Origin of the sequence: Paenibacillus sp. Soil750 (genome assembly GCF_001428045.1) — a bacterium.
Lineage (GTDB): Bacteria > Bacillota > Bacilli > Paenibacillales > NBRC-103111 > Paenibacillus_E > Paenibacillus_E allorhizoplanae.
This window is the reverse complement of the sequence record NZ_LMSD01000013.1, coordinates 59,622-86,155: the sequence shown is the minus strand read 5'-3', so window position 1 is coordinate 86,155 and position 26,534 is coordinate 59,622. Positions and strand designations below refer to the sequence as shown.

At 44.0% G+C, this 26,534-nt stretch carries 23 protein-coding genes; 20 read left to right on the top strand and 3 right to left on the bottom strand.

Annotation, left to right across the window (positions count from 1 at the left end):
- Window positions 1–102: 102 nt before the first annotated feature.
- Window positions 103–372, bottom strand: coding sequence for a hypothetical protein (locus ASL11_RS17620; RefSeq protein WP_056617353.1), 270 nt, complete (start codon window positions 370–372; stop codon window positions 103–105).
- Window positions 373–590: 218 nt separating this feature from the next.
- Here ASL11_RS17620 and ASL11_RS17615 point away from each other — a divergent pair, with 218 nt between their 5' ends.
- A complete protein-coding gene (locus ASL11_RS17615) occupies window positions 591–1,262 on the top strand; it encodes an HAD family hydrolase (RefSeq protein ID WP_056617351.1) in 672 nt (223 codons plus the stop codon).
- 219 nt (window positions 1,263–1,481) lie between these two features.
- Complete coding sequence (locus ASL11_RS17610; protein WP_056617348.1) at window positions 1,482–1,970, top strand: hypothetical protein; 489 nt, start codon at window positions 1,482–1,484, stop codon at window positions 1,968–1,970.
- 739 nt (window positions 1,971–2,709) lie between these two features.
- Here the strand turns inward: ASL11_RS17610 and spoVB are convergent.
- Window positions 2,710–4,260, bottom strand: coding sequence for a stage V sporulation protein B (gene spoVB, locus ASL11_RS17605; protein ID WP_056617345.1), 1,551 nt, complete (start codon window positions 4,258–4,260; stop codon window positions 2,710–2,712).
- Window positions 4,261–4,435: 175 nt separating this feature from the next.
- Here spoVB and ASL11_RS17600 point away from each other — a divergent pair, with 175 nt between their 5' ends.
- The 12 genes from ASL11_RS17600 to ASL11_RS17545 all read left to right on the top strand — a co-directional run bounded on the left by ASL11_RS17600 (window position 4,436) and on the right by ASL11_RS17545 (window position 20,193).
- Complete coding sequence (locus tag ASL11_RS17600; RefSeq protein ID WP_056617342.1) at window positions 4,436–5,014, top strand: TetR/AcrR family transcriptional regulator; 579 nt, start codon at window positions 4,436–4,438, stop codon at window positions 5,012–5,014.
- A 22-nt stretch (window positions 5,015–5,036) separates the two neighbouring features.
- A complete protein-coding gene (locus ASL11_RS17595; protein WP_056617339.1) occupies window positions 5,037–5,372 on the top strand; it encodes a DMT family transporter in 336 nt (111 codons plus the stop codon).
- Window positions 5,372–5,686 (top strand): DMT family transporter, encoded by a 315-nt coding sequence (locus ASL11_RS17590; RefSeq protein WP_056617336.1) that lies wholly within the window; start codon window positions 5,372–5,374, stop codon window positions 5,684–5,686. Before ASL11_RS17595 ends, ASL11_RS17590 begins: the two co-directional genes overlap by 1 nt.
- 238 nt (window positions 5,687–5,924) lie before the next feature.
- A complete protein-coding gene (gene hxlA, locus ASL11_RS17585) occupies window positions 5,925–6,560 on the top strand; it encodes a 3-hexulose-6-phosphate synthase (RefSeq protein WP_056617333.1) in 636 nt (211 codons plus the stop codon).
- Window positions 6,561–6,564: 4 nt separating this feature from the next.
- A complete protein-coding gene (gene hxlB, locus ASL11_RS17580; RefSeq protein WP_056617329.1) occupies window positions 6,565–7,125 on the top strand; it encodes a 6-phospho-3-hexuloisomerase in 561 nt (186 codons plus the stop codon).
- Between the two features lie 68 nt (window positions 7,126–7,193).
- Window positions 7,194–7,565, top strand: coding sequence for a winged helix-turn-helix transcriptional regulator (locus tag ASL11_RS17575; RefSeq protein ID WP_056617326.1), 372 nt, complete (start codon window positions 7,194–7,196; stop codon window positions 7,563–7,565).
- Window positions 7,566–7,731: 166 nt separating this feature from the next.
- Complete coding sequence (locus ASL11_RS17570; RefSeq protein WP_056617323.1) at window positions 7,732–9,525, top strand: cache domain-containing sensor histidine kinase; 1,794 nt, start codon at window positions 7,732–7,734, stop codon at window positions 9,523–9,525.
- Between the two features lie 13 nt (window positions 9,526–9,538).
- A complete protein-coding gene (locus tag ASL11_RS17565) occupies window positions 9,539–10,627 on the top strand; it encodes a response regulator transcription factor (protein WP_056617320.1) in 1,089 nt (362 codons plus the stop codon).
- Window positions 10,628–10,768: 141 nt separating this feature from the next.
- Window positions 10,769–11,749: an ABC transporter permease gene (locus ASL11_RS17560; protein ID WP_235550502.1), complete on the top strand. Its 981-nt coding sequence runs from the start codon at window positions 10,769–10,771 to the stop codon at window positions 11,747–11,749.
- 10 nt (window positions 11,750–11,759) lie between these two features.
- Entirely contained in the window at window positions 11,760–12,638 is an 879-nt protein-coding gene (locus tag ASL11_RS17555) for a carbohydrate ABC transporter permease (protein ID WP_056617315.1), read from the top strand.
- 59 nt (window positions 12,639–12,697) lie between these two features.
- Window positions 12,698–14,266 carry an extracellular solute-binding protein gene (locus ASL11_RS17550; RefSeq protein WP_056617312.1) on the top strand — a complete coding sequence of 523 codons (1,569 nt, stop codon included), beginning with the start codon at window positions 12,698–12,700 and terminating at the stop codon, window positions 14,264–14,266.
- Window positions 14,267–14,559: 293 nt separating this feature from the next.
- Window positions 14,560–20,193 (top strand): polysaccharide lyase family 8 super-sandwich domain-containing protein, encoded by a 5,634-nt coding sequence (locus ASL11_RS17545; RefSeq protein ID WP_056617309.1) that lies wholly within the window; start codon window positions 14,560–14,562, stop codon window positions 20,191–20,193.
- Between the two features lie 57 nt (window positions 20,194–20,250).
- Here ASL11_RS17545 and ASL11_RS17540 read toward each other — a convergent pair whose 3' ends face one another.
- Entirely contained in the window at window positions 20,251–20,838 is a 588-nt protein-coding gene (locus ASL11_RS17540) for a CGNR zinc finger domain-containing protein (RefSeq protein ID WP_056617306.1), read from the bottom strand.
- A 435-nt stretch (window positions 20,839–21,273) separates the two neighbouring features.
- Here ASL11_RS17540 and ASL11_RS17535 point away from each other — a divergent pair, with 435 nt between their 5' ends.
- The 6 genes from ASL11_RS17535 (at window position 21,274) to msrA (ending at window position 26,531) form a co-directional block, all read left to right on the top strand.
- On the top strand, window positions 21,274–22,470 hold the full coding sequence (locus ASL11_RS17535; RefSeq protein ID WP_056617303.1) for an epoxide hydrolase family protein: 1,197 nt from the start codon (window positions 21,274–21,276) through the stop codon (window positions 22,468–22,470).
- Between the two features lie 36 nt (window positions 22,471–22,506).
- Complete coding sequence (locus ASL11_RS36545) at window positions 22,507–22,674, top strand: hypothetical protein (protein WP_157256961.1); 168 nt, start codon at window positions 22,507–22,509, stop codon at window positions 22,672–22,674.
- A gap of 148 nt (window positions 22,675–22,822) precedes the next feature.
- The gene (locus ASL11_RS17530) at window positions 22,823–24,043 is read left to right on the top strand and encodes a sensor histidine kinase (RefSeq protein ID WP_056617301.1); all 1,221 of its coding nucleotides are present in this window, start codon (window positions 22,823–22,825) and stop codon (window positions 24,041–24,043) included.
- Complete coding sequence (locus ASL11_RS17525) at window positions 24,040–24,705, top strand: response regulator transcription factor (protein ID WP_082595567.1); 666 nt, start codon at window positions 24,040–24,042, stop codon at window positions 24,703–24,705. Before ASL11_RS17530 ends, ASL11_RS17525 begins: the two co-directional genes overlap by 4 nt.
- A gap of 155 nt (window positions 24,706–24,860) precedes the next feature.
- On the top strand, window positions 24,861–25,208 hold the full coding sequence (locus ASL11_RS17520; protein ID WP_056617298.1) for a hypothetical protein: 348 nt from the start codon (window positions 24,861–24,863) through the stop codon (window positions 25,206–25,208).
- Between the two features lie 309 nt (window positions 25,209–25,517).
- On the top strand, window positions 25,518–26,531 hold the full coding sequence (gene msrA / locus ASL11_RS37490; protein WP_056617295.1) for a peptide-methionine (S)-S-oxide reductase MsrA: 1,014 nt from the start codon (window positions 25,518–25,520) through the stop codon (window positions 26,529–26,531).
- Window positions 26,532–26,534 lie beyond the last annotated feature (3 nt).

Sequence of the window (26,534 nt, the reverse complement as noted above, 5' to 3'; positions counted from 1 at the left end):
TTTTAAGCAACACACATACACACACATAGAGACCATCTCCACTAAGGAGATGGTCTCTAACGTTTGAATACATAACAAGGTGCAAATACAAACTGGATGATCCTATTCTAAGACTTTGGAACCCCAAGGTAGAACAGCATCCTTATCGACTGCAATAATTCCTACCCCTCCTGGGATATAAACGGCTACCGTATCTTCATCAACATTTGTATAACGGCCAGGAACCAGAACACCATGGACAAGGGTGTGAACAACGCCATTCTGATAAGTGTAGTATGGTGCATCAGTCTCGGTTGCGGCGCTAATGACGCTTGGAACCATTAAACACGATGTTGCAAGAAGCACAGCCAATTTTGTTTTAAGGAATTTCATTTGAACCACTCTCCCAGTCTGTAATATTTATTTTAACTTTATACAACATAAGTAAACCAACTAGATATAATTGAATCATCGTATTACGAATAAATTATTGAAGGAGCCGAATTATCTCTTTTTTGGCAATTAGGTGATGTACAAATCTATCCCGGCACATTATTATAGTAAAGTGGTAAACTATTAACGCAGTGAAATAAAGGAGCGTGTTTTTATCTATGTATAAAGCAGTATTTCTTGATTTCTACGGTACACTCGTGCACGAAGATGATGTTTTTATTGAGGATATATGCCAAAGGATTTTGACATCGACATCAACGCAAACTACGACAAGAGACATTGGGAACTATTGGTGGAATTCTTTCTCTAGCAATTTTCAATCATCTTATGGTGATAACTTTAAAACCCAACGTGAGATCGAAATTTGTTCTTTAGCGGATACAGTAGCTTTCTACAAGTCGTCTGAAAATCCAAAAGAACTTAGTGAAATTTTATTTAAACACTGGCAATGCCCACAACTATTTGAGGATGCAAAGACTTTCTTGGATAGTATTAGAACTCCGATAATCATACTGTCTAATATCGACCGAAAAGACATTCTATCGGCAATTCGTCATCATGGATTATTCTTGGAGAACATGATTACGAGTGAAGACGTTAAATCATATAAGCCAAGACCTGAAATGTTTCAGAAAGCACTTCAGAAATATAATCTTCACCCCACAGAGGTTCTTCATGTTGGTGATTCTTTGACTAGCGACGTTGCAGGTGCCCAGAGAGCAGGAATTAAGGTTGCATGGATTAATCGAAGAAATAAAGAGTTACCACAATACGTTTCTCCAGATTATGTTGTTAATTCGTTAGAAGAATTGATACCTTTGTTGGCGTAAGGACTCCAACATGCTTGAAGTCTGCAAATTGAATTTGCAGGCTTTTTAGTCATATGCTGCTTGCGAGTGGTTGGAATGTGGGGAGTGGAAGTGAGATTTCCATTTAGAATGATTCACATGATAAGTCGGAGGACTCCAAAAGGTTCACAGACTGTTCACTTATGAAGAGGGTCCTGCTACCGCTATACTAACAAGGGAAAACAGAAAGGATGATGGAACGTGCCAACAACGAAGAAAGAAGAATTTTATTTTGGATTGATGATGTGCTTTGGCATGGTTGTATTCATGACATTTTATAATCTATTTACACACGGTTTGCTGGGTAGCATATCAGTGAGGGGGATTTTCGCTCAACTTTTACAAATCTTTATTATTGCAACCTTATTGGAATTATTTATTGTTGGTCCAGTGGCCAAAAAAATGGCTTTCTCGTTACCCTATGACAAATCTAACAAGCTGTATGTGATTCTCTTCCTAGCCTTTTTTATGGTGAGCGGAATGGTTCTTTGTATGTCCTTGTATGGATTGGGGAGTGCTTATTTTTCTAATAGCTTGCAGGGAGAGTCTTTGCTGGGAAGTTATTTTACTTTAGTATGTCAAAATTTTATTTTCGCTTTTCCGCTTCAACTCATCATTGTAGGGCCTCTTGTTCGGTATGCCTTTATAAAGTTAGTTAAAACGACTTCTTTTAGCGGAAAAACGATCTGAGGTTCGTTGCCGCGAATTTGACTCCACGTGGTCTGATCCATCCAGCCGCATTCGGTCCATATGGGAAATCTGTCCTAATGCCGAACTGGTTGGCTTGACACTCGTAACCATGGTACATGATGAATCGACATGGAGATCAGCACCTCGAAGATTCTTGAAAACGGGGGGTGCTCGCGGGGGAATAAATCTGGAGGAGTTTGAAGCTAGAGTGAAGAAAGCAGCCGGTTATGGCTGCTTTTTTTGCTGGAGATAGTCGATAAAACCGACTATCTCCAGTGAAACCGAGGTCTACAGTCCGGAGATAGTCGATAAAACCGACTAACTCTAGTGAAACCCAGGCTGCGGCCCGGAGATAGTCGATAAAACCGACTAACTCTAGTGAAACCCAGGCTGCGGCCCGGAGTTAGTCGATAAAACCGACTAACTCCAGCGAAACCCAGGGCTACAGCCCGGAGATAGTCGATAAAACCGACTCACTCCAGTGAAACCGAGGTCTGCGGCCCGGAGATAGTCGATAAAACCGACTAACTCCAGTGAAACCGAGGTCTACAGCCCGGAGATAGTCGATAAAACCGACTAACTTCAGTGAAACCGAGGTCTCCGGCCCGGAGTTAGTCGATAAAACCGACTAACTCCAGCGAAACCCAGGGCTGCGGCCCGGAGATAGTCGATAAAACCGACTAACTCCAGTGAAACCCAGGGCTACAGCCCGGAGATGCACTGCTTTGCTTGATTCAACTTACCAGGGGAACGAAAATCGGTGGCGCGTACTTTTTCGACTCAGTGTACCCGTGAATACGAGTGTGGCGAAATAGAGAAACAGGGAACAGACGATGGAAGTGATTACGCACCATAATTGTGGCATACCATTGCTGACAAAATAGTGATAGGTCCAGTTTCCGCAAAGCATCATCAGTATCATGGAGAGCGCAACCTTGACATATGGACGAATACTCCAATAAAATCCGATCGAGCTTGAGATGGAAAAAAAGTTCAGCAGTGTTTGTAACACAATGCCGATACCGATGCCGTACGCAACGCCAATAATACCATATTGGCTGCCGAACACGAAGATCGAGACGCTCTTGAATAGGGTGGCTATTACGTAGTTCCACAGGGTAGCTTTCGCGCGGCCGAGCCCAAGTAGAATCGCATGAAGTGGCGCGTCGAAATAATGCAGGAAAAACATCGGCGCCAGTATTTGTAGCAGCACACCTGCTTCCGGCGCATGATAGACAAGTGTGGTTAGTGGAGTTGCCCACACGTACAGGATAACGGTCGCTGGTGCGCCGATCAGGAGTCCCAAAATCATCGCTTGATTCATCCGCTCATGTATGAGCAGACTGTTCTTGTTCGCTGCGGCCTCGCCAATTGCAGGAATGAGAGCGGTGGACAAGGACTGCGTGATAAAACTTGGCATGAACAGCAGCGGAAACGCATAGCCAGCCAACATCCCAAATTGCTTCGTGGCTAACGCTGTGCCGATGCCGGCCAGTGCTAGGCTGGTCGTAATGAGCAGCGGTTGGAAGGTGCTGTACAACGAATGAATAACGCCGTGCCCCGTCGTTGGCAATCCGATTTGAAGCAGCTCGCCGAGCGTGCTTCTTCCTTGTTTCAAGTGGCTTGCCCAAGTCTCTCCAGGCATCTTGGATTCGCCGTAAAGCTTGTAGCTTGCCACTAGAAATAAGAGGCTGATTGCTTCGCTGACGACAGAGGCAGCCATCGCTCCGGCAGCCGCATAAGCGACGCCATAAGGGAGCAAGAGGTGGACTAGTGCAAGTACGCAGGCAATTTGAACCGTATGCTCCAGTACATCGGAAGCGGCAATGGTTTTCATTTGCTGCATACCGCGGAAATATCCTTTCAAAACGGCTGAAACAGCGACAATCGGCGCGATCGGCGTAATGGCCAGCATCGCGTAATACGCGCGTTGGTCGCTAAGCAGAATGGATGCGATCCACTCCGATCCGAATAACGATATGGTCGTGAGTGCTACGCTTAAGAAGCCCGTGACTGCGAGAGAGACATGCAGGATGCGCCTTACCTTCATCCGTTCGCCGCGAGCGTTGGCCTCTGCGACCAATTTGGAAATGGCGACCGGCAATCCAAGCTCCGTAATCGTAATGACGAGCGGGACGAGCGGATGAGCCATCATCAAGATGCCGATTCCCTCTGCGCCCAGCACGCGAGCGATATACATGCCGCTGATAAAACCGAGAATACGGTTGATGAAAGCAGCGACAGACAAGACGAACGTTCCTTTCATGAACGATTGCCCATGTTGTGACATGATTTGTGTCCTCCTGGTTATCGAATACTTACATATGTATTCAATAATTGGAAAAGCATGCGAACAAGCCGATGATGATGTATTTTTTGCCTAGTTATTTACGACGATCGCGGGTTGCCATGCGGAAGATAACATGTTATCATTGTCCTGACGAACGTTCGGAAGGAATGATGATATGACGGCAACACGGATCAAAGAAGTAGCGCGCACTCATTTTGCTAAAAATGGCTATGAAGGTGCATCGCTTGCAGATATTGCTACGGATGTAGGAATCAAAAAACAATCCATTTACACGCATTTTAAAGGGAAAGATGAATTGTTTCTTGCTCTGTTTGATGAGGTGCTAGCGAAAGAATTGCATTTTGTTCATACGTATCTCGACAACAATAAGCATCTTTCAATTGATCAACTTCTTTATGAATTTCTGATCCAATATCAAGACCGTTATGAACAGGATGATAACACGAAATTTTTCTTGCGCGTGGCCTTTTTCCCGCCGTCCCATCTCTATGATGAGATCGTTAAGCAAGGTTACGATTATCTAGATAAGATTGAAACCATGATAATGCCGCTATTTGATCAGGCTTTGTACAATGGGAGCATTAGCCCTGAAGTTAGCAGCGATACGGCCACGGTTGCTTTCTCTGCGGTATTAGATGGCATGTTTGTGGAATTATTATTTGGGGGTTCTGCTCGGTCGATGAAAAGGATTGAATCTTCCTGGTTCGTCTTTTGGCGTGGTATCAAAAAGTAAAAGCAACAGGGGGTTTGTACACATGAATCGTTATTGGATCTATATTTTCGTTGGTGTCATTTTTGAAGTCATATGGGTGACAGGATTAAAACATTCGGATACAACATGGACGTGGATCACTACGGCCGTTGCCATATATATTTCATTTCATCTTGTTATTAGTGCGTCTACCAAGCTTCCAGTGGGAACCGTATATGCCGTATTTACAGGGATGGGGACAGCCGGGACAGTTATTGTGGAAATGCTATTTTTCGGAGAGCCATTCCAGTTTCTTAAAGTATTCCTAATTCTACTTCTTTTATCCGGTGTATTTGGATTGAAATTTGTGACAAACGGTGAGAAAGGAGCTGCAGCCTAATGGGTTGGTTTTTTCTAGTATTTGCTGGGATGTTCGAAGTTGTAGGTGTTGTCGGTATGAATCAAATCAATAAAGCGAAGAATATTCGTAGCTTTGCTATTTTCATCGTAGGTATCATTATGAGTTTTGGATTTCTAAGTCAAGCAATGAAAAGCTTACCAATGGGTACCTCTTACGCGGTCTGGACAGGGATTGGGACGGTTGGAGGTGCAGTCGTAGGAATGCTGTTCTATGGGGAATCTAAGAACTGGAAGAGAATGGTGTTCATCGCGATGGTGCTAAGTGCTGCAGTAGGATTGAAATTAATAGCTTAACCATTAGATTGATAATGTGAAAAGACTAGGCACTCCGAGAGGTGAGGCTTGGTCTTTTTTGCGTTGGCAGTGGCTTGTTGGTGCTATTTGGTGCTATTCAGCTGCATGAATTCCTTCAGAATCCAGTTACTTTCAAGTAACTACGCACATAGAAGTGCCTACTTTTCTGATGAGCGGCATGGCCCTACAATGGGTCTATGGCATTCACCAGAATTGCAAATAGAAGGAGAGATTCTCGATGGAATTGCAACTAGCTTTAGATTTAGTGGATATTCAAGGAGCGAAAGAGATTGTAAATGAAGTGGCAGCTTATGTTGATGTCGTGGAAATTGGCACACCGGTTATCATTAATGAAGGTTTACGTGCTGTCAAAGAATTGAAAGCCGCATATCCTCATGTACAAGTACTGGCAGATTTGAAGATTATGGATGCGGGCGGTTATGAAGTCATGAAAGCATCTGAAGCGGGAGCGGACATCATAACGGTGCTGGGGGTATCAGATGATACAACCATCAGCGGTGCCGTGGCTGAAGCAAGAAAACAGGGAACTAAGATTATGGTCGACATGATCAATGTGCCTGATATGGCAAAACGGGCAAAAGAAATTGATGCACTGGGCGTCGATTATATATGCGTTCATTCCGGTTACGATCACCAAGCGGCTGGGAAAAACTCGTTAGAAGACTTAGCCACAATTAAGCGAGTGGTTAAACATGCTAAAACGGCTATCGCCGGAGGCATTAAGCTGCACACACTACCCGAGGTATTGGCGGCTAGACCTGATTTGGTTATTGTCGGGGGAGGCATTACGGGGCAAGAGAATCGACAAGCAGCTGCTGCGGAGATGCAGCGGCTGGTTCAAGCGGCAAGGTGAGTCCATGATTCCTTCTCAAACGGCAGGATTATCAAAAGTAGCGACTGAGCTTTATCAAGCACTTCAGCAAATTAATGAAGGTGAAGTTGCAGGGCTTGCCGAGCGGATTATAAAAGCGAAAAGGGTTTTTGTAGCGGGAGCGGGAAGATCGGGACTCATGGGACGTGCTTTTGCCATGCGACTCATGCAGTTGGGTATTCCTGTTTATGTTGTTGGAGAAACCGTTACACCCGCAATAAAGGCCGGCGATCTACTCGTTATTGGTTCAGGTTCAGGGGAGACGCCCCTACTTGTCGCCTTTGCCAACAAATCCGCTTCGCTTCATGCGGAGGTCGTCTTGATTACGCTCTCTGCACACTCGACTATCGGGCGAATGGCGAATCATACGATTACGCTGACAGGGGCTCGCAAAGATCAATTTGATGCAGCAGTCTCCTTACAGCCTATGGGGAGTTTGTATGAGCAAACGCTGCTTTTATTTTACGATGTTGTCATCTTAAGCCTCATGCAGAAGCTAGAGATGGATACGAGCAGCATGTATGCAAATCATGCAAATTTAGAATGATGTTATGAGGTAGAAGGCTTCTTCCTAACTACTGTATAATGGGTATGTAGAGAGGAGGCCGCAACAGAATGGCACTTGAAGTCAAAGAACGCATTAATTTGCAGGATATTAATTGTGAGAAAGAGCTTACGCTTGCTGTTATCGGAGGAAAGTGGAAGTTAATTATTATGTGGCATCTGGGATTGGAAGGGACGAAGCGCTTCGGAGAGTTAAAGCGGCTGATCCCCGGCATTACTCAGAAAATGTTAACGAATCAACTTCGCGAGCTGGAAGAGGACCTTCTGATTTGCCGTGAAGTATTCGCGGAGAATCCGCCTAAAGTGGAATATTCCCTGACTGGGTATGGGCAAAGTCTGATGCCTTTACTGCAGATGATGTACGATTGGGGCAAAAGCTATAGAGAGAACGTCATTCAAAAAGGCGATTCAGTTAGAAAGTAAAGAGAGGTCATTTACATGACTTCTCTTTTTTTTGCTTATGATTGCCAGTTGACCTTATATAAGATCAGGAAATAAAGATATATGGTGAATGTAGGCAATATTTGGTAACATAAATCTTGACAAAGGAGTCTGAAAGCGCAGACATCTGTCTGAGGAGGAACTGAGCATGATTCAAGCGATCCGGAGTTCATTGGAATGGAAGCTTATTCTAATCATCTTTGCCACTATTTTTATAACGGTAACCGGGGTCAGCACATTCAGTTTCATTAAAAGCTCTGAGGCGATCAATAATGATGTGGTGCGTTTCAGTAACCAGATCCTGAAGCAAGCGAACCTGAACCTGAGCCGATATATCAGGGATAATGAACAGTTCTTTCGCACGATTAGCGGAAGCAGAGAGTTTCAGGATTGGTTAAAGACAGGACCTAATGATCAATATGGCCTCTTCGATAGCTACCAAAAGATAGAAAAAACATGGATTACCCCTTTTACCACCTATCACCCAGAGACCTTGTCCATTAAGTTGTATAACGAGAATGGGAACGAGAGCACATATCGTAATGAATACATGTGGGAGTCCATTTTAGCACCTTATTATTCGATGAAAAATGAATCGTGGCTGGGCAGTATGGAACTGACAGGGAAGATTTCCCGCCATTATGGTATGGACGATCATTACACCGATAAAGCGGGGAGGTCGAAGAGCATCCCTATTTTAACGTATGCGCAAAAGTTTCGTTTTGCTGAACAGAACGGTTACTTGGCCATCGATATCTCCCTTCTAGCGACACAAGAAATATTAAATGAAATCCAGCTTGGCGAGCACGGGCTTGGCATGATTGTTGATCAATCTGGCACGATTGTGTCCTATCCCGACCCGGGGCAAATCAATTCCAAGCTAGATCCAGTCATTTTTACGAATATCAGCTCTAACCTCTCTGGCTCCTATTACAAAGCGGAAACGAAACAAATGATTGTGTATCAAACGATCACAGGCACTGACTGGAAAGTTATTGTTATCGTACCTTACGGAGATTTGGCTAAAAGCATATCCAATATTCGTCATTTGACGATAACGCTTACAATTGCGGGACTGTTGATTGCTTCCATTCTTGCCTATTTAACTTCTCATTCCATAACGCGAAGACTTAAACAGCTGCGCAGGACGATCAAAATGACGAAACTAGATCAATTCGATGTCCGTGCTGAAGTGACCGGAATTGATGAAGTGGCTGAGCTTGCATCGGCCTATAATTTACTCCTAGATCGCATAGAAAATTCGATTCTTCAGCTTGCTGAGACCCGTCTCGTCCAGCAGCATGCTGTCTTATCTGCGTTACAATCGCAAATCAATTCCCACTTTCTATACAATGCACTTGAATCGATCAATTCCATGGCTCATTTGGCCGAACAACCCGATATTCAACAGACAACGATCGCGTTGTCTAACATGCTGAGGTACACATCCAATTATCAACAAACCATTGTGACAGTCAAAGATGAGTTTGATCACTTAAAAAATTACTTTTATATCATTCGTATCTTGTACGGTGACAATATATCGTTAAGTTTTGAACAGGATAGTTCCGCCCTGGATGCGCAATGTCTGAAAGCCATTATTCAACCCTTTGTTGAAAACAGTGTTAAACATGCTTATGAAGTGACAGGAGAACGCTTATTCATTCGGATTTCGACGACCCGTTGGAAGGATCGATACGTCCAAATCGTCATTGAGGATAACGGAATCGGATTTACCGACGAAAGGTTGAACACGATTCAACAAGCGTTGAGCATCGGTCAGACGGAACAAGATTATATGCGTTTTTCCCGAATCGGCGTGCTGAACGTCCATTATCGGTTAAAAACATTTTATAACGAGCCGGATACAGGCGTTTTTGTAGAGCGATTACTGCCAGGAGGCGGGACACGTATTATCATTCGTTTTCCTTATCGAACCTAAGGGGGGGCCAAGTATGATTCGAGTGCTTATTGTAGATGATTCCATGTTAATTTGTAACAGTTTATCTAAATATGTATCGGGCTATAACGACACAACGGTCGTTGCTGGAACTGCTTCAAACGGTGTTAAAGCGTTGGAATGGCTAGAAGACTATTATGCGGATTTGTGTATCACAGATATCCGAATGCCAGCTATGGATGGGTTAGAATTAATTGAGCATATCAATCGGCTATATCCATGGATGAAGTGCATGGTCGTTTCCAGTTATGACGATTTTCAATATGCGCAACGTAGTATGAAGCTATCTGCGCTGGATTATATTTTAAAACCGATTAATCCGCATGCCATTCACGATTCTTTGAGCTCGGCAACGGGGCGAATTATACAGGAACGAAAGCACGAGGCTGCACAATTGATATTGCGCAAACTGCCGATGAACCGATCATGGATCGAACGATGGATCGAACATATCCAAATGTTGCGGAATGATAGGATGCCGCTGCTCATTGTCGAAACGCTTGAGTTATTGGAAGGATGGGCAGCAGGTAACAACTACTTATTACATGTGCTTTCCAATCTATGGCTACAAACCGTCATTGAAGAGATGGCAAAGGATAAGCTTCGACTGGAGCTGGATGAGGGGAAGGATTTGGGACTTGGGGAGGATCTGCTGTCTCTTCACGCCACTCGAAGTTATTTTCGCTTATGCGCAGTTAGAAGACTGGAAGAAGGGGCTAATAGCTTGATGTCGGTCATGCACGGCATCCGTGGCAATCAGTCGAGTAAGGTTGTGGACATGATGAAACAATATATACGGGGCCATTACGGAGAAAAAATCAATTTACAAGATTTGGCGGACATTGTATCGCACAATAAAACGTATATGTGTACCTTATTTAAGCAGGAAACGGACATGACCGTTTGGCAATTTATCGTTGTGGAACGGATGAATCATTCGCGTGACTTCTTGCTGAACTCCCAATTAAAAGTATATGAAATCGCTAACCGTGTCGGCTATGAAGACGTCGACTATTTCACGAAATTATTCAAAAAACATTTCGGTTTGAATCCGTTGGATTACAAAAAGCGAATGGAATCCTAATTATCTTACACACCGAGCGGTGTGTTTTTTTTTCTCAATCTCCCGAATATCGTCAGGTATAAACGAACGCTTATCCTGTATGAGGTAACTTTCCAGTCCCTTATAATAAGTTTAAACAGATAGAGAAAGGAATGGAATGGATTGAACAATAAGTTGCTATCAACAAAGCATGAGGCATTACTTGCAGGAGCATCTGAAGGCTCCACAAGTGTTGTTAAGTCGTCGCTTTTCCGATACCTAAGGAGAAATCATCCGTTGTACTTGATGCTGCTGCCGGGAATTTTGTATTTTGTTGTATTTAAATACATTCCATTGCTAGGAAGTGTCATTGCGTTCCAAGATTACAATATTTACAAAGGATTCCTTAAGAGTGATTGGGTCGGATTCCAATGGTTCGAGCAGTTAGTTACGTATCCACAATTCAAGCGATTAATCGCTAATACGATCATCTTAAGTTTTTATCAAATTATCTTTGCGTTTCCTGCTCCAATTATACTCGCTTGTTTGTTGAATGAACTGAGACATTTCGCGTTTAAACGCATGGTGCAAACGTTGCTTTACTTGCCTCACTTTCTATCCTGGACGATTGTATACGGCTTAGTCTATATGATGTTCTCCAGTCAGACCGGTTTCGTTAACATGGTGTTGGTATGGATCGGATATGAGCCAATCAGTTTCTTGCAAATGCCGGAATACTTCCGCACGTTGCTAATCAGTTCTGGCATCTGGAAGGAGATGGGGTGGAGTACAATCATCTTCTTGGCAGCCTTGGCGGGGATAAGCCCTTCCTATTATGAGGCAGCGAGAATTGATGGGGCAGGACGATGGAAGCAATTCGTGCATGTCACATTCCCAGGACTTCTACCAGCTATTGTTATTCTACTGCTGCTCAAAATTGGCCACGTACTGGATGTTGGCTTCGAGCAAGTGTATTTATTCTTAAACCCAACCACGCTTAAGGTAGGTGAAGTGTTGGATACTTATGCCTATCGGCAAGGTATCTTAGGGGGGCAATACAGTGTCACAACCGCGATAGGGCTGTTTAAATCGGTCATCGGCTTCACGCTTTTAATTATGGCAAATCAAATCAGTAAAAAAGTTTCTGGGGAAGGGTTATTCTAGGTGGTCGTATATGAAAATTAGAAAATCATTCGGTGAAAAGGTTTTCGATGTCTCTAACGTCAGTTTTCTCATCCTGATTACAGTTGCAGCCATGCTCCCAATCCTTTACGTTATCGCAGGCTCGTTCAGTTCTTCGAACGCACTTATTCATAATAGGGTCATCTTATGGCCGGTAGAAGCGACCCTTGATAATTTCAAACTAGTCGCGAATAATAGCACTTTCTGGAAGGCAGGTTGGATGACAGTCCAAATCGTAGTGATAGGTACCATGGTCAATATGGTACTAACGATGATTACAGCTTATCCGTTATCCAAGATGGATTTAAAGGGAAGAAAGTTTTTTATGCTGTTAATCATTTTTACGATGATTTTTAGCGCGCCAATCATACCATCGTATTTGCTTGTGAAAAATTTATTTCTGTTAAATTCCATATGGGCCCTCATTCTGCCGGGTGCCATTAGTGCCTTTAATATGATTCTATGCATGACGTTTTTTCGTACGGTACCCGATGATTTATTCGATGCAGCTCGTGTAGATGGCATGAGCGAATACGGCATGGTATGGCGTATCGTAGTACCCTTGTCCATGCCGATTGTCATGACACTTCTTTTGTTTTATGCAGTGGGCCATTGGAACAATTATTTTGGGCCGCTCTTGTTTATTAATGACCGCAACAAACAAACGCTGCAAATGTACCTATACTCGCTGATTGCCAATGGAGATTCGGACTCGACGGCAGGTGCGGCTGCAGAAGGCGGCATCAAGCTCTCTCCGGTCGCCATTCAAATGGCCACGATTGTCTTAGCCACCGTGCCCGTTGTACTGATTTATCCTTTTTTGCAGAAGCATTTTGTTAAAGGAGCGCTGCTTGGTTCTGTCAAAGAATAACTGAATATTCAGGCATATGCCTTTATAGATCATTAAGAAATCCTAGGGAGGGTAAGAATATGAGCTTCAAAAAGAAATGGGGGAGTACGGCTTGCTTAACAATGTCTACAATCGTGCTTCTCACAGCATGTTCTTCGGGTAATGAGGGCAGCAGTTCTAGCGCAACACCGAGTCAAACAAGTACGCAAACAAGCGCTTCGCAAGCGCCTGCCACTCCAGCAGCACCGGTCAAAATCCGCGTGTTCGCAAGTGATGTTAACCAACCGATTCCTGGTGGGAAGACGATGGATGACCCAACGATGAAATACCTGGCTCAAAAATCGAATACGGATCTGGATTGGGTATTCCTACCGCATGGGCAGTATGGGGAGCAGGTTAGAATTAAATTTGCCAGCGGTGATATCCCCGATGTCGTCGGAGGTTGGGGTATTAATTATGAATTATTGCAAAATGAACAGATTATCCCATTAAACGATTATATTGATAAATACGGCCCTAATTTGAAAAAGGTGATATCGCAAGCCGCTTGGGACGAAGTCACAACGAATGGTAAAATCATGGCGATTCCAGAAGGACAGCTAGGAAATAATGTTCTATACGTCCGTAAAGACTGGATGGATAAGGTTGGTATTGCTAACCCGCCGCAAACACCTGATGAATTGTTGACAATGCTGCGGGCATTCCGTGATAAGGATCCGAATGGCAACGGCAAAAAAGATGAGATGGCGATCTCGGGTCGTGAGAAGTTTAGTTGGGTTGACAATGTGATGACCATGTACGGTGTGGATGCTTTCAACCGTGTATTAGTGAATGGCGAGGTAGTTCCATCGGTTATTAGTCCTAATATGAAGCAAGCGCTTGGATTTTTCCGGACATTGGTTGATGAGAAGCTGATTGATAGCGAGTTTCTGACAAACAAACGGAATGTCTGGGAGCAGAAGATTCAGAATAACTTGGTTGGTACTTGGGTGCACACACCTTCGCTTGCTTGGGATTGGCAAGACAAATTGAACAAGTCTCTTCCGGGTATAGGAGCGAATGTGATTGCCATTAAAACGCCAAAAGCGCCGGGCGTAGAAAGTTCTGGCACTTCGGTTCGTGCATCGAATAAGTCGTTCATGGTCACCAAAGCCGCGAAAGATCCAGCAGCGATCATCAAAATGTTTGATTGGCTCGTTACTCAGGAAGGTCAAGAGTATGTTAATTTTGGGATACCAAACGTAACGTACAAGAAGGATGGCGGCAAAATTACCTATGATATCAAAAAGGATACAGATGACAAAACGGCACTTTGGCGTCCAAGTACCTTCAATCTGGTCACCTACAACAGAGACTTCCTGGAAATTCAATTGGGCAGCAAGGAAGCAGCCGACAAAGTGGATTCGGCTTATAAAGTCGCCGCTTCAGAAGGAATGAAGAGTATTGTGGCGGGTCTCCCTCCTACAAAATTACCCGCAAAGCCTGAATTAGAATTCAGCGGTACGCTTTTCCAAGAAGCAGCCGCTCAGATCATGCTTGGCAAACAACCGCTCGATTACTTCGATACGTATGTGAAGCAATGGAGAGCACAAGCCGGTACTGAAAGAATTAAATATGAAACCGACTATTATAATAGCAAGAAAAAATAATTCGTACATGGAACAATAATTCTATAAGAGAACAGAAGACGGAAGAAGTGGCGGTATTGCGTAACATACCCAATATACGCTTCCGTCTTTTCTTTCTTCCCACTGTATGAATGCTATAAGGAATGAAAGGGGGGAAATCATATGCCGAAGCTGTTACTTACTAGTATTGAAAGCGCATTCATTTTGTTGGAAGCTGGATAACACTTGTTCCGCTTTATAGTACGCGCATTTCGTTTACCTTCAGTTTTGACGTAGATGTTTAAAGTAATTTTGAGAGAAGCGGTGGTGTTGATATGTTGAAGAGGTTTAAACAAAAATTAGGCGTCTTATTAATTATTACGCTCTTATTTTCGGTCTTTGGCCAAGTAGGTTTGCGTAGTGCAAGTGCGAATGATGTGTATGATGATTTAAGAACAAAGTATGAGGCGACCATAACCGGAGGTACTGGATATAGCACTTCTGATCCCGATGTTGCTTATAAAGTCAATTTGTTAGCTCAATCCAGCTGGGGCACCTTGAATAAAGCACCTGGCAGGCTTTATTTATGGGCAGATATATACGATCCGGCCAATATCGGTAAGCCATTGCATCTTACTCAGAACTATACTCGAATTAAAGAAATGGCGATTGCCTACAAAAGCGTTGGATCCAGCTTCTATGGGAATCAAACGCTTAAAACTGACATCCTCGATGCCTTGGAATGGATGTATATGAATCGGTACAACGAAACGGTATATCCGGTGTCTTCATGGGATTTATGGTATGACTTAGAGATCGGTACCCCCCTTCAACTCTCAGATGCTGTTTTATTAATGTACGATGATCTGTTAGCTACGCCAGACAGAATTACGAAATATATGAATATGATTCAACATTTTTCTCCCGATAATACCAAAATGAGCATAGACTTAACGGAACTTACAGGAACTAACCGTGTTTGGAAAGCATCCTATTTGGCTGTGCAAGGCATTATTATGAAATCGGATACAATGCTGTCTAATGCAAGAGACGCCTTGTCTAAAGTGATGGACTATGTGACAACGGGTGATGGATTTTATCAGGATGGTTCTTTCGTGATGCATGGCAGGTTTGCTTATAATGGAGGTTATGGAGCAGCCCTAATCCAGGATGTCGCGAAAATCTTAAACTTACTGGGAGGAACGCAATGGTATCCTACCTACAGCGGCATTAATAATGTTTATCAATGGGTATATGACTCCTATGAGCCGTTTATCTACAAAGGTGCCTTGATGGATATGATCAGAAGTCGAGAAGTGGCGAGAAATTATTATCAAGATCAAGTTCCAGCTCATAAAGTGATGGGAGCTATATTGCGCTTGTCGGAATCTGCGCCGCCTGCAGATGCGCAGAGAATGAAAGCTATGGTGAAGTATTGGATGCTTCAAAATAGCTTGAGTAATTTCTACAAAGATATCGATTTAAGTACGATGCTGCTGGCTAAGGCTGTAATCAATGATCCCAATATTATTCCTAGAGATGAGAAGGTTCTTACCAAAGTGTTTGCGGGCATGGACAGAGCCGTCTCCCTTAAGCCGGGCTTTGGCTTTGGGGTCAGTATGTCCTCCAGCCGAATTGCCAATTATGAGTCGATTTCGAATGACAATAAAAAAGGTTGGTATACGAGCGAGGGAATGACTTATTTATATAATCAGGATCTGAATCAATATACCGATTTTTGGCCAACCGTAAACCTGTACCGTTTGCCGGGTACCACGGTGGATACGATGACCAGAGCTGATAATTCCAATATGAATTATTTAAGTCCTAATCCATGGACAGGAGGCAGCGAACTTAATAATCAATACGCTGCGGTAGGCATGGATTTGAAAGCCGCGAGCAGCTCCCTTAAAGCCAGAAAATCCTGGTTTATGTTTGACGATGAAATTGTCGCCATCGGCAGTGGTATTAACAGCGTGGACAATCGAAAAATTGAAACAACGATCGAGAATCGCATGCTGAATAAAGAAACGGTTTCCAAAAGTATCGATCTGGCTTCTCCTGTTTCAACGCCAATTGCCGGCGAACCGCTGCGTCTGAAAGTATATGCAGTAACCGGTAACAGCAATGATGGCAATGTGCCGCAGCATACATTAGACAATAATCTGGATTCGAAATGGTCATCCCTGGGTGACAATCAGTGGATCCAATATGATCTTGGCAAATTGCAATCCATTGGCTATGTGGGCCTCAACTTCCAGAGCCAGACTTCCAGAACAACCGCCTTCGATATTCAAGTTTCAACCGATAATTCGGTGTGGACCAATGTGTATAGCGGAAGTTCCATTCCTGGTGGGAGCGCTGCTGATATCAAAGTGTACGATTTCCCTGATGTGCAGGCAAGATATGTGAAAATTATTGGACATGGCAACACTGCGAACCAATTTAACCACATTCTAGAGGCGCAAATTTACGCTCCTAATGCGCAAGGGCATGGGATTATTCCACTCACGGTCGCTCCTTTGAATGCTTTGTCCACAACCAACAAAACGGAAACCACAGACTCCGATATTACGACATATTATTCTTCCGTGGGTGACGGACAATCACTTGTCTACGATCTTGGTAGCAATGTTCAGGTGGGTTATGCAGGCATAAGCTTCTTCGATGGCCTTACTAAACATTATTCATTTGATCTTCAAACGTCGACCAACAACTCGACTTGGACGACCGTATACAGCGGTCAAAATAGTGTATTAACCTCTGAAATTAGCGCCTATGACTTTCCGGATACCACTGCGAGATATATGAAAATTGTATTTCACGGAAACAATCTCGATCTCACTAATCGTCTTTCAGAGATTCAATTTTATGCGCCAAACACACTTGGGGCTGTATTAAATCCTGTACATCACAATTTTCTTAAAAATAATGGTGATGAACAGCTTGTGGTCAATGGCGTCACAAAGCCATCTGGACTAGGCTGGTCAGAGGACATGACGAATGTTTCGTCCGTTTATTTGGAAGGCACAGGCGGCTACTATTTCCCTCAACCTGCGTCAATCAAAGGATTGAGAGAAACAAGAAAAGGGACTTGGCAGGCGCTCGGCAATACGGGTCTTGGCACAATTACCAAAAAATATCTGACACTCTGGTATGATCATGGCAGCAATCCGGTAAATAAGGACTATTCCTATGTCTTACTGCCGAACAAAACATCGCAGGAAACGACGTCGTACGGCAACAGTCCCGATATTGAAATCCTCATGAACAATACGGATGTGCATGCGGTGAAAGAAAAAGTCCTGGGCATCACAGGGGCAAATTTCTGGAATGCAGGCATGGTTGGGGGTGTGATATCGTATAATTCATCTTCCATGATGCTGAAAGAGCAGGCTGGCGTATTGGATTTTGCGATTTCCGATCCGACACATAAGCAGAATAAGTTAACTTATGAAATTGAAAAAACGGGCGTTTCAGTTGTAACAAAGGATCCGACGATTACGATCCTGCAGTTAAGCCCAACGATCAAGTTTGAAGTGAACACAGGAGCTAAGGACGGGATTTCCCATACATTGTCCATTCAGTATGATCCGTTGGCAGCACCTCCAGCTGGAGCCGGCACTGTGACTGTGACAGATGATGTGTATGATTTTACGAATATGTTCGATCATACGGCTAATTTTAGATTTGACACAGGCAACGCATCTAAGATGGAAGGTGATGCTTCCCGTTTAACCAGAACTAAAAACTTGAATGAATATGTGATTTATAAGTCGTTTATGGATATGGATATAGATAAATTTGCTGCGGACACATGGTATTTGAATAATGGGCCGTTTACCGATTATCAATTTTTTTCCTCACCAGACAACATCACCTATACGCCAGTCACACCAATCAGGACTGGTGTGCTTAAAGCAGTTGGAACCTGGAATAAATTTAGCTACAACGAATCGCTGCCGGTAGGTACGAAGTACCTGAAAATCGTATTCATGCATGATTCAACTAATGCCTATGTTACACAGCTTGGTAAAGTCTCGATTACGAGTAAACCCGGAGCACCCGTGATACCGCCTGCTCTACCTACGAATGTGGCATTGAATAAGACAGCCATTACATCCAGTTCCAATGCCCAAAATAAAGTACGACTGACAGATGGAGATAAGACCAATGCTAACTTTGTAGATATGTATTCCAGCTCTGTCAATTGGATACAGCTAGACCTCGGAGAGAGCTATGATATTAACGACATTAAATTGTGGCACTATTTCGGAAGCGGATGGAAATACCGTGATGTTGTCGTCCAAGTATCGAATGATCCTACCTTTGCGACGAAGACAACGGTATTCAACAATGATGCGGACAATAGCGCCGGGCAAGGCATAGGAACAGACGCAGAGTACGTGGAAACAAGCGGCGGGAAGGATATCCCTTTTGCCATTACGAATGCACGGTATGTACGGTTATGGTTGAATGGCAATTCAACGAATGTGTACAGTAATCATGTGGAGCTTGAAGTTTGGGCTCCTCCTGTAACAACGCCAACACCAATCACAGCACCAGCTAATGCTACACTAGCTGCTGATATCACAACGCCGACCAACGCCAATGTGACGGTATCTATCAGCTATCCGGCTGACGCAGCGGTGAAGGAATATAAAGTGGGCGAAAATGGTACATGGACGGCTTATACAGCTCCTGTTGTCGTTACGGCAAATGGCACGGTATTTGCTAGAGGAACGAATACGGCGGGCAACGTATCTAATGTCACCAGCTATATCGTAAACAATATCGATAAAACAGCACCAGTTACGGGTGCAAGTGTATCCCCAGTAGAGCCGGATGGACCCAATGGGACATTCGTGAATCCCGTCACAGTAACATTGCATAGTACCGACAATTCGTCGGGTGTGGCGAGAACCGAGTACAGTCTGGATAATGGGACAACATGGCAGCTGTACACATCAGCTGTTACGCTAGATAAGCAAGGTCAGATCAGCTTGATGTATAAGTCAACAGATCAAGCAGGGAATGTAGAGCCTCCACAGACTCTTAGCTTTACGCTTGCTGCGACAGCTGTGAGGGTTCAACTCAAAGACAGCAATGGCAATCCATTGAGCGGCGGTACAGTTAAATATTATGACGGTGGATGGAAGGATTTTGGCATAACGGATGCTTCCGGAATGGTAAGTAAATCCTTACCGAATAAAAGCTATACGTTTGCGATGAGTTATGAAGGAACGTACAAAGAGAAGGTACAAAATACTGGGACCGATGCCGTAGTTGTCTTCCAGACGGTGAACGTCAAGGTGCAGCTGAAGAATAGTCAAGGGAATGGGATCGACAGCGGCAATGTGACCTATTATGCAGGAAGCTGGCGGACGATCGGCCATACAACCAGCGGTGAAGTCAGCAAAGAGTTGCTGCCTGGATCTTATACCTTCGGTATGACTTATGAAGGAACGTACAAGGAGAAGGTGCAAAATACCGGAACCGACGCCGTGGTTGTATTCCAGACGGTAAACGTGAAGGTGCAGCTGAAGAATAGTCTAGGTAATCCGATAGACATCGGCAATGTGACCTATTATGCAGGAAGCTGGCGGACGTTCGGAAATACGAGCGGCGGCGAGATTAGCAAGGAGTTATTATCCGGATCGTATACGTTTAGCATGACGTATGAAGGGACGTACAATGAGAAGGTGCAGAATACGGAAACCGACGCCGTGGTTGTCTTCCAAACGGTGAACGTCAAGGTGCAGCTGAAGGATAGTCAAGGCAATCTAATAGACACTGGCAATGTGACCTATTATGCAGGAAGCTGGCGGCCGTTCGGAAATACGAGCGGCGGTGAGATCAACAAGGAATTATTATCAGGCACCTATACCTTCAGCGTGACCTATGGAGGCGCGACGAAAGAAAGTGTAAATGATATCACTGCAAATCCAACTATCGTATTTCAAGTGTAAAATTCGGTAGACCGCCACAGCTGGTCGAACGATCTTATAAGGTGCATGAAGTCACCCTTACTGAATAATATCGGATACTTCGGGTATCGAGGAGCCGCCAGCTTTGGCGGCTTTTTGGCGTGCACGGAAACGCCGGACCTTCAACAAGTTGCCGCACAATTTATCGTCACAGAACCGTTTGGAACGGTTTCGGGTTTCGTCGTAGTAGACGGCCAGGCAATCTGAATTTTCGCAAATGCGCAAGCGAGACGGCTCGCAATCGGTAAGGATGTGACCGAAGGAAGTCGCCACCTCCGCTCCGATACGGGACCAACCAGCTTGTAAAGGGATGGATTCTAGACGGAAATCTGAATCCGATTCCGCGATACGCAGATACATCGGTCCACCGGACAGTGCCCGATTCAGCCCCTCCAGATCCGCGGGATCCGCAGACTCGTGCACCGTCAGCTTCTGAACGATACGACGCATATGCCCCCTCAACCATCTCAGTTCATCCAATTCTTTCGTCGACGGAGCGCCTGGATAGGGAAGGTTGTGGATAGCCAGCCATTGTTCCAACCATCCTGGCTTGTCTAGTCGGTCTTCGGAATGACCAGTGCCTCTCCAATCGTGATAGTCGCTTTTCATAAAATCGTCCCATAGCATCACGCCGCAACTCCCTTGTTTTCAAAATATAGATTTTATATGTTTCACATACTAATTTGTCTATATTTCTCCATAAACACTGCGATACGTCCTCGAGGGACGGCGTAGTCGTTTATTTTGTGTGGAATGATTTTATTGTAACATCCAAAGCATTCCTAAGCTAGTGTCTTCTAAATTATGTAAAAAATACAAGTAACATTCTAAATGAATTTAGAGAGTTACTTGCGTTCCGATATAGTTCGTGCTATATTACGTTTCGTAACCAATAAAAATTAATTAGAAGGTTACATTAATTGCGGAGGGATCGTAAGATCCGGGTAGAATCATTACTTTTTTTCTATGATAAGTTCCCAAATGTGCTATTCATGTCCGTTATGATCACGGTCTTTCCTAGCGATATCCACGCAAAAAAAACAATCAAAAGGAGATTAAAAAATGACACAACCAAGTACTGACAACAACGCGATTCGTCCATTTCATGTCCATATTCCGGAGGAAGAAATTATTGAATTGCGTAGACGTATTAACGCGACTAGATGGCCTGAGAAGGAAACCGTCACGGATCAATCGCAAGGCGTACAGCTAGCTACGATTCAGGAACTTGCTCGTTATTGGGCGAATGATTACGACTGGCGTAAGGTTGAGGCTAAGATTAACGCCATGCCTCATTTCATTACCGAGATTGATAGTCTGGACATTCACTTCATCCACGTTCGTTCGAAGCATGAAAATGCGATGCCGATCGTCATTGCGCACGGCTGGCCGGGTTCGATTTTCGAGCAAATGAAGCTTATTGAACCACTGACCAATCCTACGGCGTTTGGCGGAAGTGCAGCGGATGCTTTCCATGTGGTTATTCCCTCGATGCCTGGTTACGGGTTCTCGGGCAAGCCGACCACAACTGGCTGGGATCCTAAACGCATCGCGAGTGCTTACGGAGAGCTGATGACTCGCCTTGGCTACACGAAATATGTGGCGCATGGCGGTGACTGGGGTGCGATTGTTGTTGATTTCATGGGTGTTCAGGAGCCAAAAGGATTGATCGGCCTTCACACCAACATGGCTGGTGTCATTCCGTCAGACGTTGACGCGGCGATTTGGTCTGGCAACCCGCTGCCATCCGGTCTCTCTGACGAAGAGAAGAAAGCATGTGCGCAAGTTCTCGAAAATAAATTCGCCTACGCGTCCATGATGGGAACTCGCCCGCAGACGCTGACTGGATTGGTGGATTCACCTATCGGTTTGGCAACGTTTATGCTTGACCACGATTGGAAGAGTCTTGCCTTGATCGCGAGATCTTTCGCGGGAGTCCAAGAAGGTTTAACGCGTGACGATGTTCTCGATAACATCTCGCTCTTCTGGTTTACGAATTCAGGCATTTCCGCATCCCGTATCTATTGGGAGAATGGGAAGGCTGGCATTTCCTTCTTCGGAGTCAAAGGTGTTAAACTTCCGGTTGCCGTAAGCGTCTATCCAGATGAGCTATATGAAGCACCGAAGAGTTGGGCAGAGAAAGCTTATCCGAATCTGCTCCACTACAATAAACTTCCTAAAGGCGGACATTTCGCAGCTTGGGAGCAGCCAGAGTTCGTGACTTCAGAACTTCGCACGGCATTCAAGACGCTGCGCTAAACAACTAATGGTTGGATAGCAAGAAAGGTGAAGATCATGGATCCAGCAGAAAAAGAGCTTATGGAATCACGGTTAGTTCAATTAATCAAAAAGTACCCAGGCATTACACCAGAAATGGAAGCTATGTTTTACATCGCCTATACACGAGGATTTAGTGATGCATGGTGGGGGCAACAATATAATAATCAACAGGTGATACACTAAGAAATAATCATTTAGAAATCGGAGACCCGCAGCCTCGTGCTGTGGGTCTTTTTGTGCTTGGTATTAATAGGACAACGTAATCTGGTTAAGACTATATCAATAGGGTATAAATTCCCTTGCATGGCGTCACATGAGAAGGGAGTTATCGATGATCCCGAAAGTTACGGATATGGTCTGGAAAAATCCTGCTTCGTTGAGGTGGCTGTTCGGGCTGAAGCTCGTTTATGATTTGGTTCTGACAGGCATGTTTTATGTTGAAAACTCGATTACGATCTTTTGGAGATTAAGTTTTGTTGTACTTTCCGTGTTCGTTTTTCTTTTCGTGAATCTGTATTATGCCAAAATGAAAAAGCAGTGGCTCTTGTTCCTCTTAATCATCGATTTCTTGTTAACCGCTTCTTACGGCTATGTGTATATTGGCGGTCAAATCCCCAATCATTTATTTAACGGCATTACGGCTTTAGCAATTTGCATGTTTGTCAAGAATACTCGTTCGCTGATTCTAACGGGCATATGTTTATTAGTGATCTATTTAATTACGATGGGCAGCATTGATTGGTATATGTATGGGCGATTTGATAAAACAAGCTATTTTATTTCCTCTTCGTTCATTGTGTTCGCATGCATAGTAAGTTATTTGATTCATTTTTATCAAAGGGCAAGTAAAGAAACCATGCAATTGTATACACAATTGATGCAATCTCACGAACAACTGCAGGCCTATGCAAGCCAGACGGAAGAGTGGGCAGCCGCGAGGGAAAGAGTACGTATTGCACGGGATATCCATGATACGGTTTGTCATAAACTGACGGCATTGTTGGTCCAAATGCAAGTGGCACGCAAGCTAAGCAAAATGGATCCTTTACGCAGCGAACAAACCTACTTGGTATGTGAAGATTTAGTTAGGTCTGCCTTGCAAGAGGTACGTCTTTCCGTAAGGGCCATACGTGACGAATCGATTACATCAACTTCATTAGAAGAAAGCCTGACCCGTATAGCAGAAGAGTTCACCCAATTTGCCAAGGTTCAAACGGTTCTTGAAGTCGAGGGGACCCCTGTTGCCCTCCCGGGAGATCTTCAACTAACGGCTTATCGAATTGTACAAGAATCGCTTACGAATGCGCAGAAGCATGGCCATGCGGCCCATGCAGTCATTTCGCTGGCTTTTGCCGAAAATGAATTTTCACTAAGCATACGGAATGATGGCAAACTGCCTACCGAACTGAATCTAGGGTTTGGTTTACTGAATATGAGGGAAAGGGTGAGGGAGTGGGAAGGAGATGTACATTTTGGTATCGATCAGAAAACAGGCTTTTCGGTTGAAGTGAAGCTTCCCTATGCCCAAACAGAAATGGAGGGACATCCTTGAGAATCCTGATTGTCGATGATCAGCGGCTGATGCGAGATGGCCTTGCCACAATCATTAATTTGGAGCTAGGGATGGAGGTAGTTGGCACCGCCGAGGACGGTAGAGATGCCTTTGCCAAAGTCGCCGAACTGCGACCGGATGTTGTGTTGATGGATATTCGAATGCCGGGAATGGATGGTGTTGAAGGTACGGAATTGATTCTGAAACACTATCCCGAGACGAAGGTGTTAATTTTAACTACTTTTGATGACGCGGAACTCATTATGAAGGTGTTGGAAAAAGGCGTTCATGGCTTTTTACTGAAGGATATGCCCTCGGAAGCGATCATCAGTGCCATTCAAACGGTGTACAATGGCGGAACGGTACTTCAACACGATATCACGTCGATGCTGCTCAAAGAATTAATTACCATGTCGGATAGGCACCCTAATCAGACACACATATTAAGTAAAGCAGAGCCAGAGAAGCTAAGTCCATTGACTGACCGAGAGAAGGATGTGCTCGCCTTATTGGGACGCGGGCTTAATAATAAAGAAATTGCAGGCATGCTATATCTGACAGAAGGTACCGTGAAGAATCACGTTTCTAGTTTAATAGCAAAATTGGGGCTTCGTGACAGGACACAAGTAGCTCTATTTGCAGTACGTCATTTACTGGGTTGAATGGGCATGACTTTTGGCATAGAAGCATGAAAATTATCATGCTTTGCTATCCAAAGTTTTGCCTTTTTTCGTAGGCAGTTCATGACTTTTCACAGCTTTTTTTACAATCTATTCATGTTATACTCTTCGAGCATAAAGGTAAAGGAAGTGAATGGATGAAAAAAGGCTGGTTTGAACTGGACAAATTCAAGCATGAGGATTGTTATTGTTGCGATTGTCCTGATTGCTTGAAAACATGGAAAATTCATATTTATTCTTACGATGCCGACGACGATTCAGCACCTGACGTTACCTTGATTTTGAATAAGTCAACAGGTACCGGCAACGGATATTATGTCATGGAGTATTCGATTACTTATGTGGGGCGTGCGATTATGTTTGATGAAGCAACTGCCATGGTCAAAAAGATAGATGAGGTCAGTAGCACCAATGACGCAATGGGCTTGACCGATCATTTGGTCATCTGCCGCGAATTCTTTGATTGCGGGAAAATGATTAGCTAATTGGTATCAATCTGGTAAATCATGCAGCCCATAGTATAGTTGGGTTGCTTGTTTACGAATCGATATTGTAACTATCATATTTAATATAGAGGGTTACTTGTAATCATTCGTTTTTCGTGATATATTCGTAACCAATAAAATGATTCTAAATAGTTACACATTTGAAGTGCGATTCACAAATTCATGAAAAAGGGGTTTTCCGCTATGCGAAAAAAATTCATTATATTTCTTCTCATTATTTTAGCTGCGGGCTCTTTTTATGAAATTAATTGTTTTTTGAACAACTGATTCGGGGAGGGGAACAATAAAATGAGAGCTGAATTCGCATTGCGCTTATTGGATAAACACATTAATCAATTCATACATGCATGCAACCAGTGTCCACCGGACAAGCGCAGTATCATTCCGGAAGGATATAAAAACAACATACATTGGCATCTGGGTCATGTTCTTTACATTGCACAATTCGACGTGCTTGGTCTTTCCAAGCGTCATCTAGTTCTTCCGGAAAGCTATAAAAGCTTTTTCGCTTACGGTACGAAACCAAGTGATTGGAGGGAAGAACCGCCGGAGTGGAACGTATTAATCGCTCATTTGAAAGAACTCCGCAATCATATCCACGATACCTTACAAGATAAACTGGATGAGCCCGTGAGCGAGAATTTCCTGCATGCCCAGAATATCGGTGAACTCATCTACGCGACTACGTTGCACATGTCCTATCACCAAGGCATCATTTACGGCATGAATAAATCGCTGAGGTCGCATACGAGCGAGGATCAAGATGTTTTGTCGGCGGATAATGAAAGCTCATCTCCGTCTTCAGATACCGCTATCTTTGCTGGCGGCTGCTTCTGGCACATGGAAAAGTCGTTCCGAGAGCTTGAAGGCGTTACAGATGTATACACCGGCTACACGGGTGGAAAAGATGACAAACCGACGTACAAAAAAGTCGTTTCCAAAACGTCCGACCATCTTGAGTCGGTAGAGATTCATTATGACCCGAATGTGATTTCGTATGGGGAGTTGCTCCAGAACTTCTGGAAAAACGTCGATCCAACGGATGCTGGCGATCATTCCGCTATTTTTTACACAAGCCATGAACAAAAAGGGATCGTGGAAGCATCTCGAAAGGAATTGGATGCATCCAAACAGTTTTCTAAACCCGTTGTAACGAAGGTCGCCGCTGCATCAACATTTTACAAAGCCGAGGACGAACATCAGAACTATTACAAGAGAGTTCGCTTATCGGTAAAGAATACGATGAACAAGTACTTCTCCGATCCGCGGTATCTGGAACAAAATATGTGGGAATGGGAGTGATGA

Bases quoted from the DNA above. Each gene is read 5' to 3' on its own strand.
- ASL11_RS17590 (WP_056617336.1), top strand. From the start codon at position 5,372: ATGGGTTGGTTTTTTCTAGTATTTGCTGGGATGTTCGAAGTTGTAGGT.
- ASL11_RS17535 (WP_056617303.1), top strand. From the start codon at position 21,274: ATGACACAACCAAGTACTGACAACAACGCGATTCGTCCATTTCATGTC.
- ASL11_RS17620 (WP_056617353.1), bottom strand. From the start codon at position 372: ATGAAATTCCTTAAAACAAAATTGGCTGTGCTTCTTGCAACATCGTGT.
- hxlB (WP_056617329.1), top strand. From the start codon at position 6,565: ATGATTCCTTCTCAAACGGCAGGATTATCAAAAGTAGCGACTGAGCTT.
- ASL11_RS17520 (WP_056617298.1), top strand. From the start codon at position 24,861: ATGAAAAAAGGCTGGTTTGAACTGGACAAATTCAAGCATGAGGATTGT.
- ASL11_RS17555 (WP_056617315.1), top strand. From the start codon at position 11,760: ATGAAAATTAGAAAATCATTCGGTGAAAAGGTTTTCGATGTCTCTAAC.
- spoVB (WP_056617345.1), bottom strand. From the start codon at position 4,260: ATGTCACAACATGGGCAATCGTTCATGAAAGGAACGTTCGTCTTGTCT.
- ASL11_RS36545 (WP_157256961.1), top strand. From the start codon at position 22,507: ATGGATCCAGCAGAAAAAGAGCTTATGGAATCACGGTTAGTTCAATTA.
- msrA (WP_056617295.1), top strand. From the start codon at position 25,518: ATGAGAGCTGAATTCGCATTGCGCTTATTGGATAAACACATTAATCAA.
- ASL11_RS17565 (WP_056617320.1), top strand. From the start codon at position 9,539: ATGATTCGAGTGCTTATTGTAGATGATTCCATGTTAATTTGTAACAGT.
- ASL11_RS17530 (WP_056617301.1), top strand. From the start codon at position 22,823: ATGATCCCGAAAGTTACGGATATGGTCTGGAAAAATCCTGCTTCGTTG.
- ASL11_RS17575 (WP_056617326.1), top strand. From the start codon at position 7,194: ATGGCACTTGAAGTCAAAGAACGCATTAATTTGCAGGATATTAATTGT.
- ASL11_RS17570 (WP_056617323.1), top strand. From the start codon at position 7,732: ATGATTCAAGCGATCCGGAGTTCATTGGAATGGAAGCTTATTCTAATC.
- ASL11_RS17615 (WP_056617351.1), top strand. From the start codon at position 591: ATGTATAAAGCAGTATTTCTTGATTTCTACGGTACACTCGTGCACGAA.
- ASL11_RS17600 (WP_056617342.1), top strand. From the start codon at position 4,436: ATGACGGCAACACGGATCAAAGAAGTAGCGCGCACTCATTTTGCTAAA.
- hxlA (WP_056617333.1), top strand. From the start codon at position 5,925: ATGGAATTGCAACTAGCTTTAGATTTAGTGGATATTCAAGGAGCGAAA.
- ASL11_RS17545 (WP_056617309.1), top strand. From the start codon at position 14,560: ATGTTGAAGAGGTTTAAACAAAAATTAGGCGTCTTATTAATTATTACG.
- ASL11_RS17550 (WP_056617312.1), top strand. From the start codon at position 12,698: ATGAGCTTCAAAAAGAAATGGGGGAGTACGGCTTGCTTAACAATGTCT.
- ASL11_RS17540 (WP_056617306.1), bottom strand. From the start codon at position 20,838: ATGCTATGGGACGATTTTATGAAAAGCGACTATCACGATTGGAGAGGC.
- ASL11_RS17595 (WP_056617339.1), top strand. From the start codon at position 5,037: ATGAATCGTTATTGGATCTATATTTTCGTTGGTGTCATTTTTGAAGTC.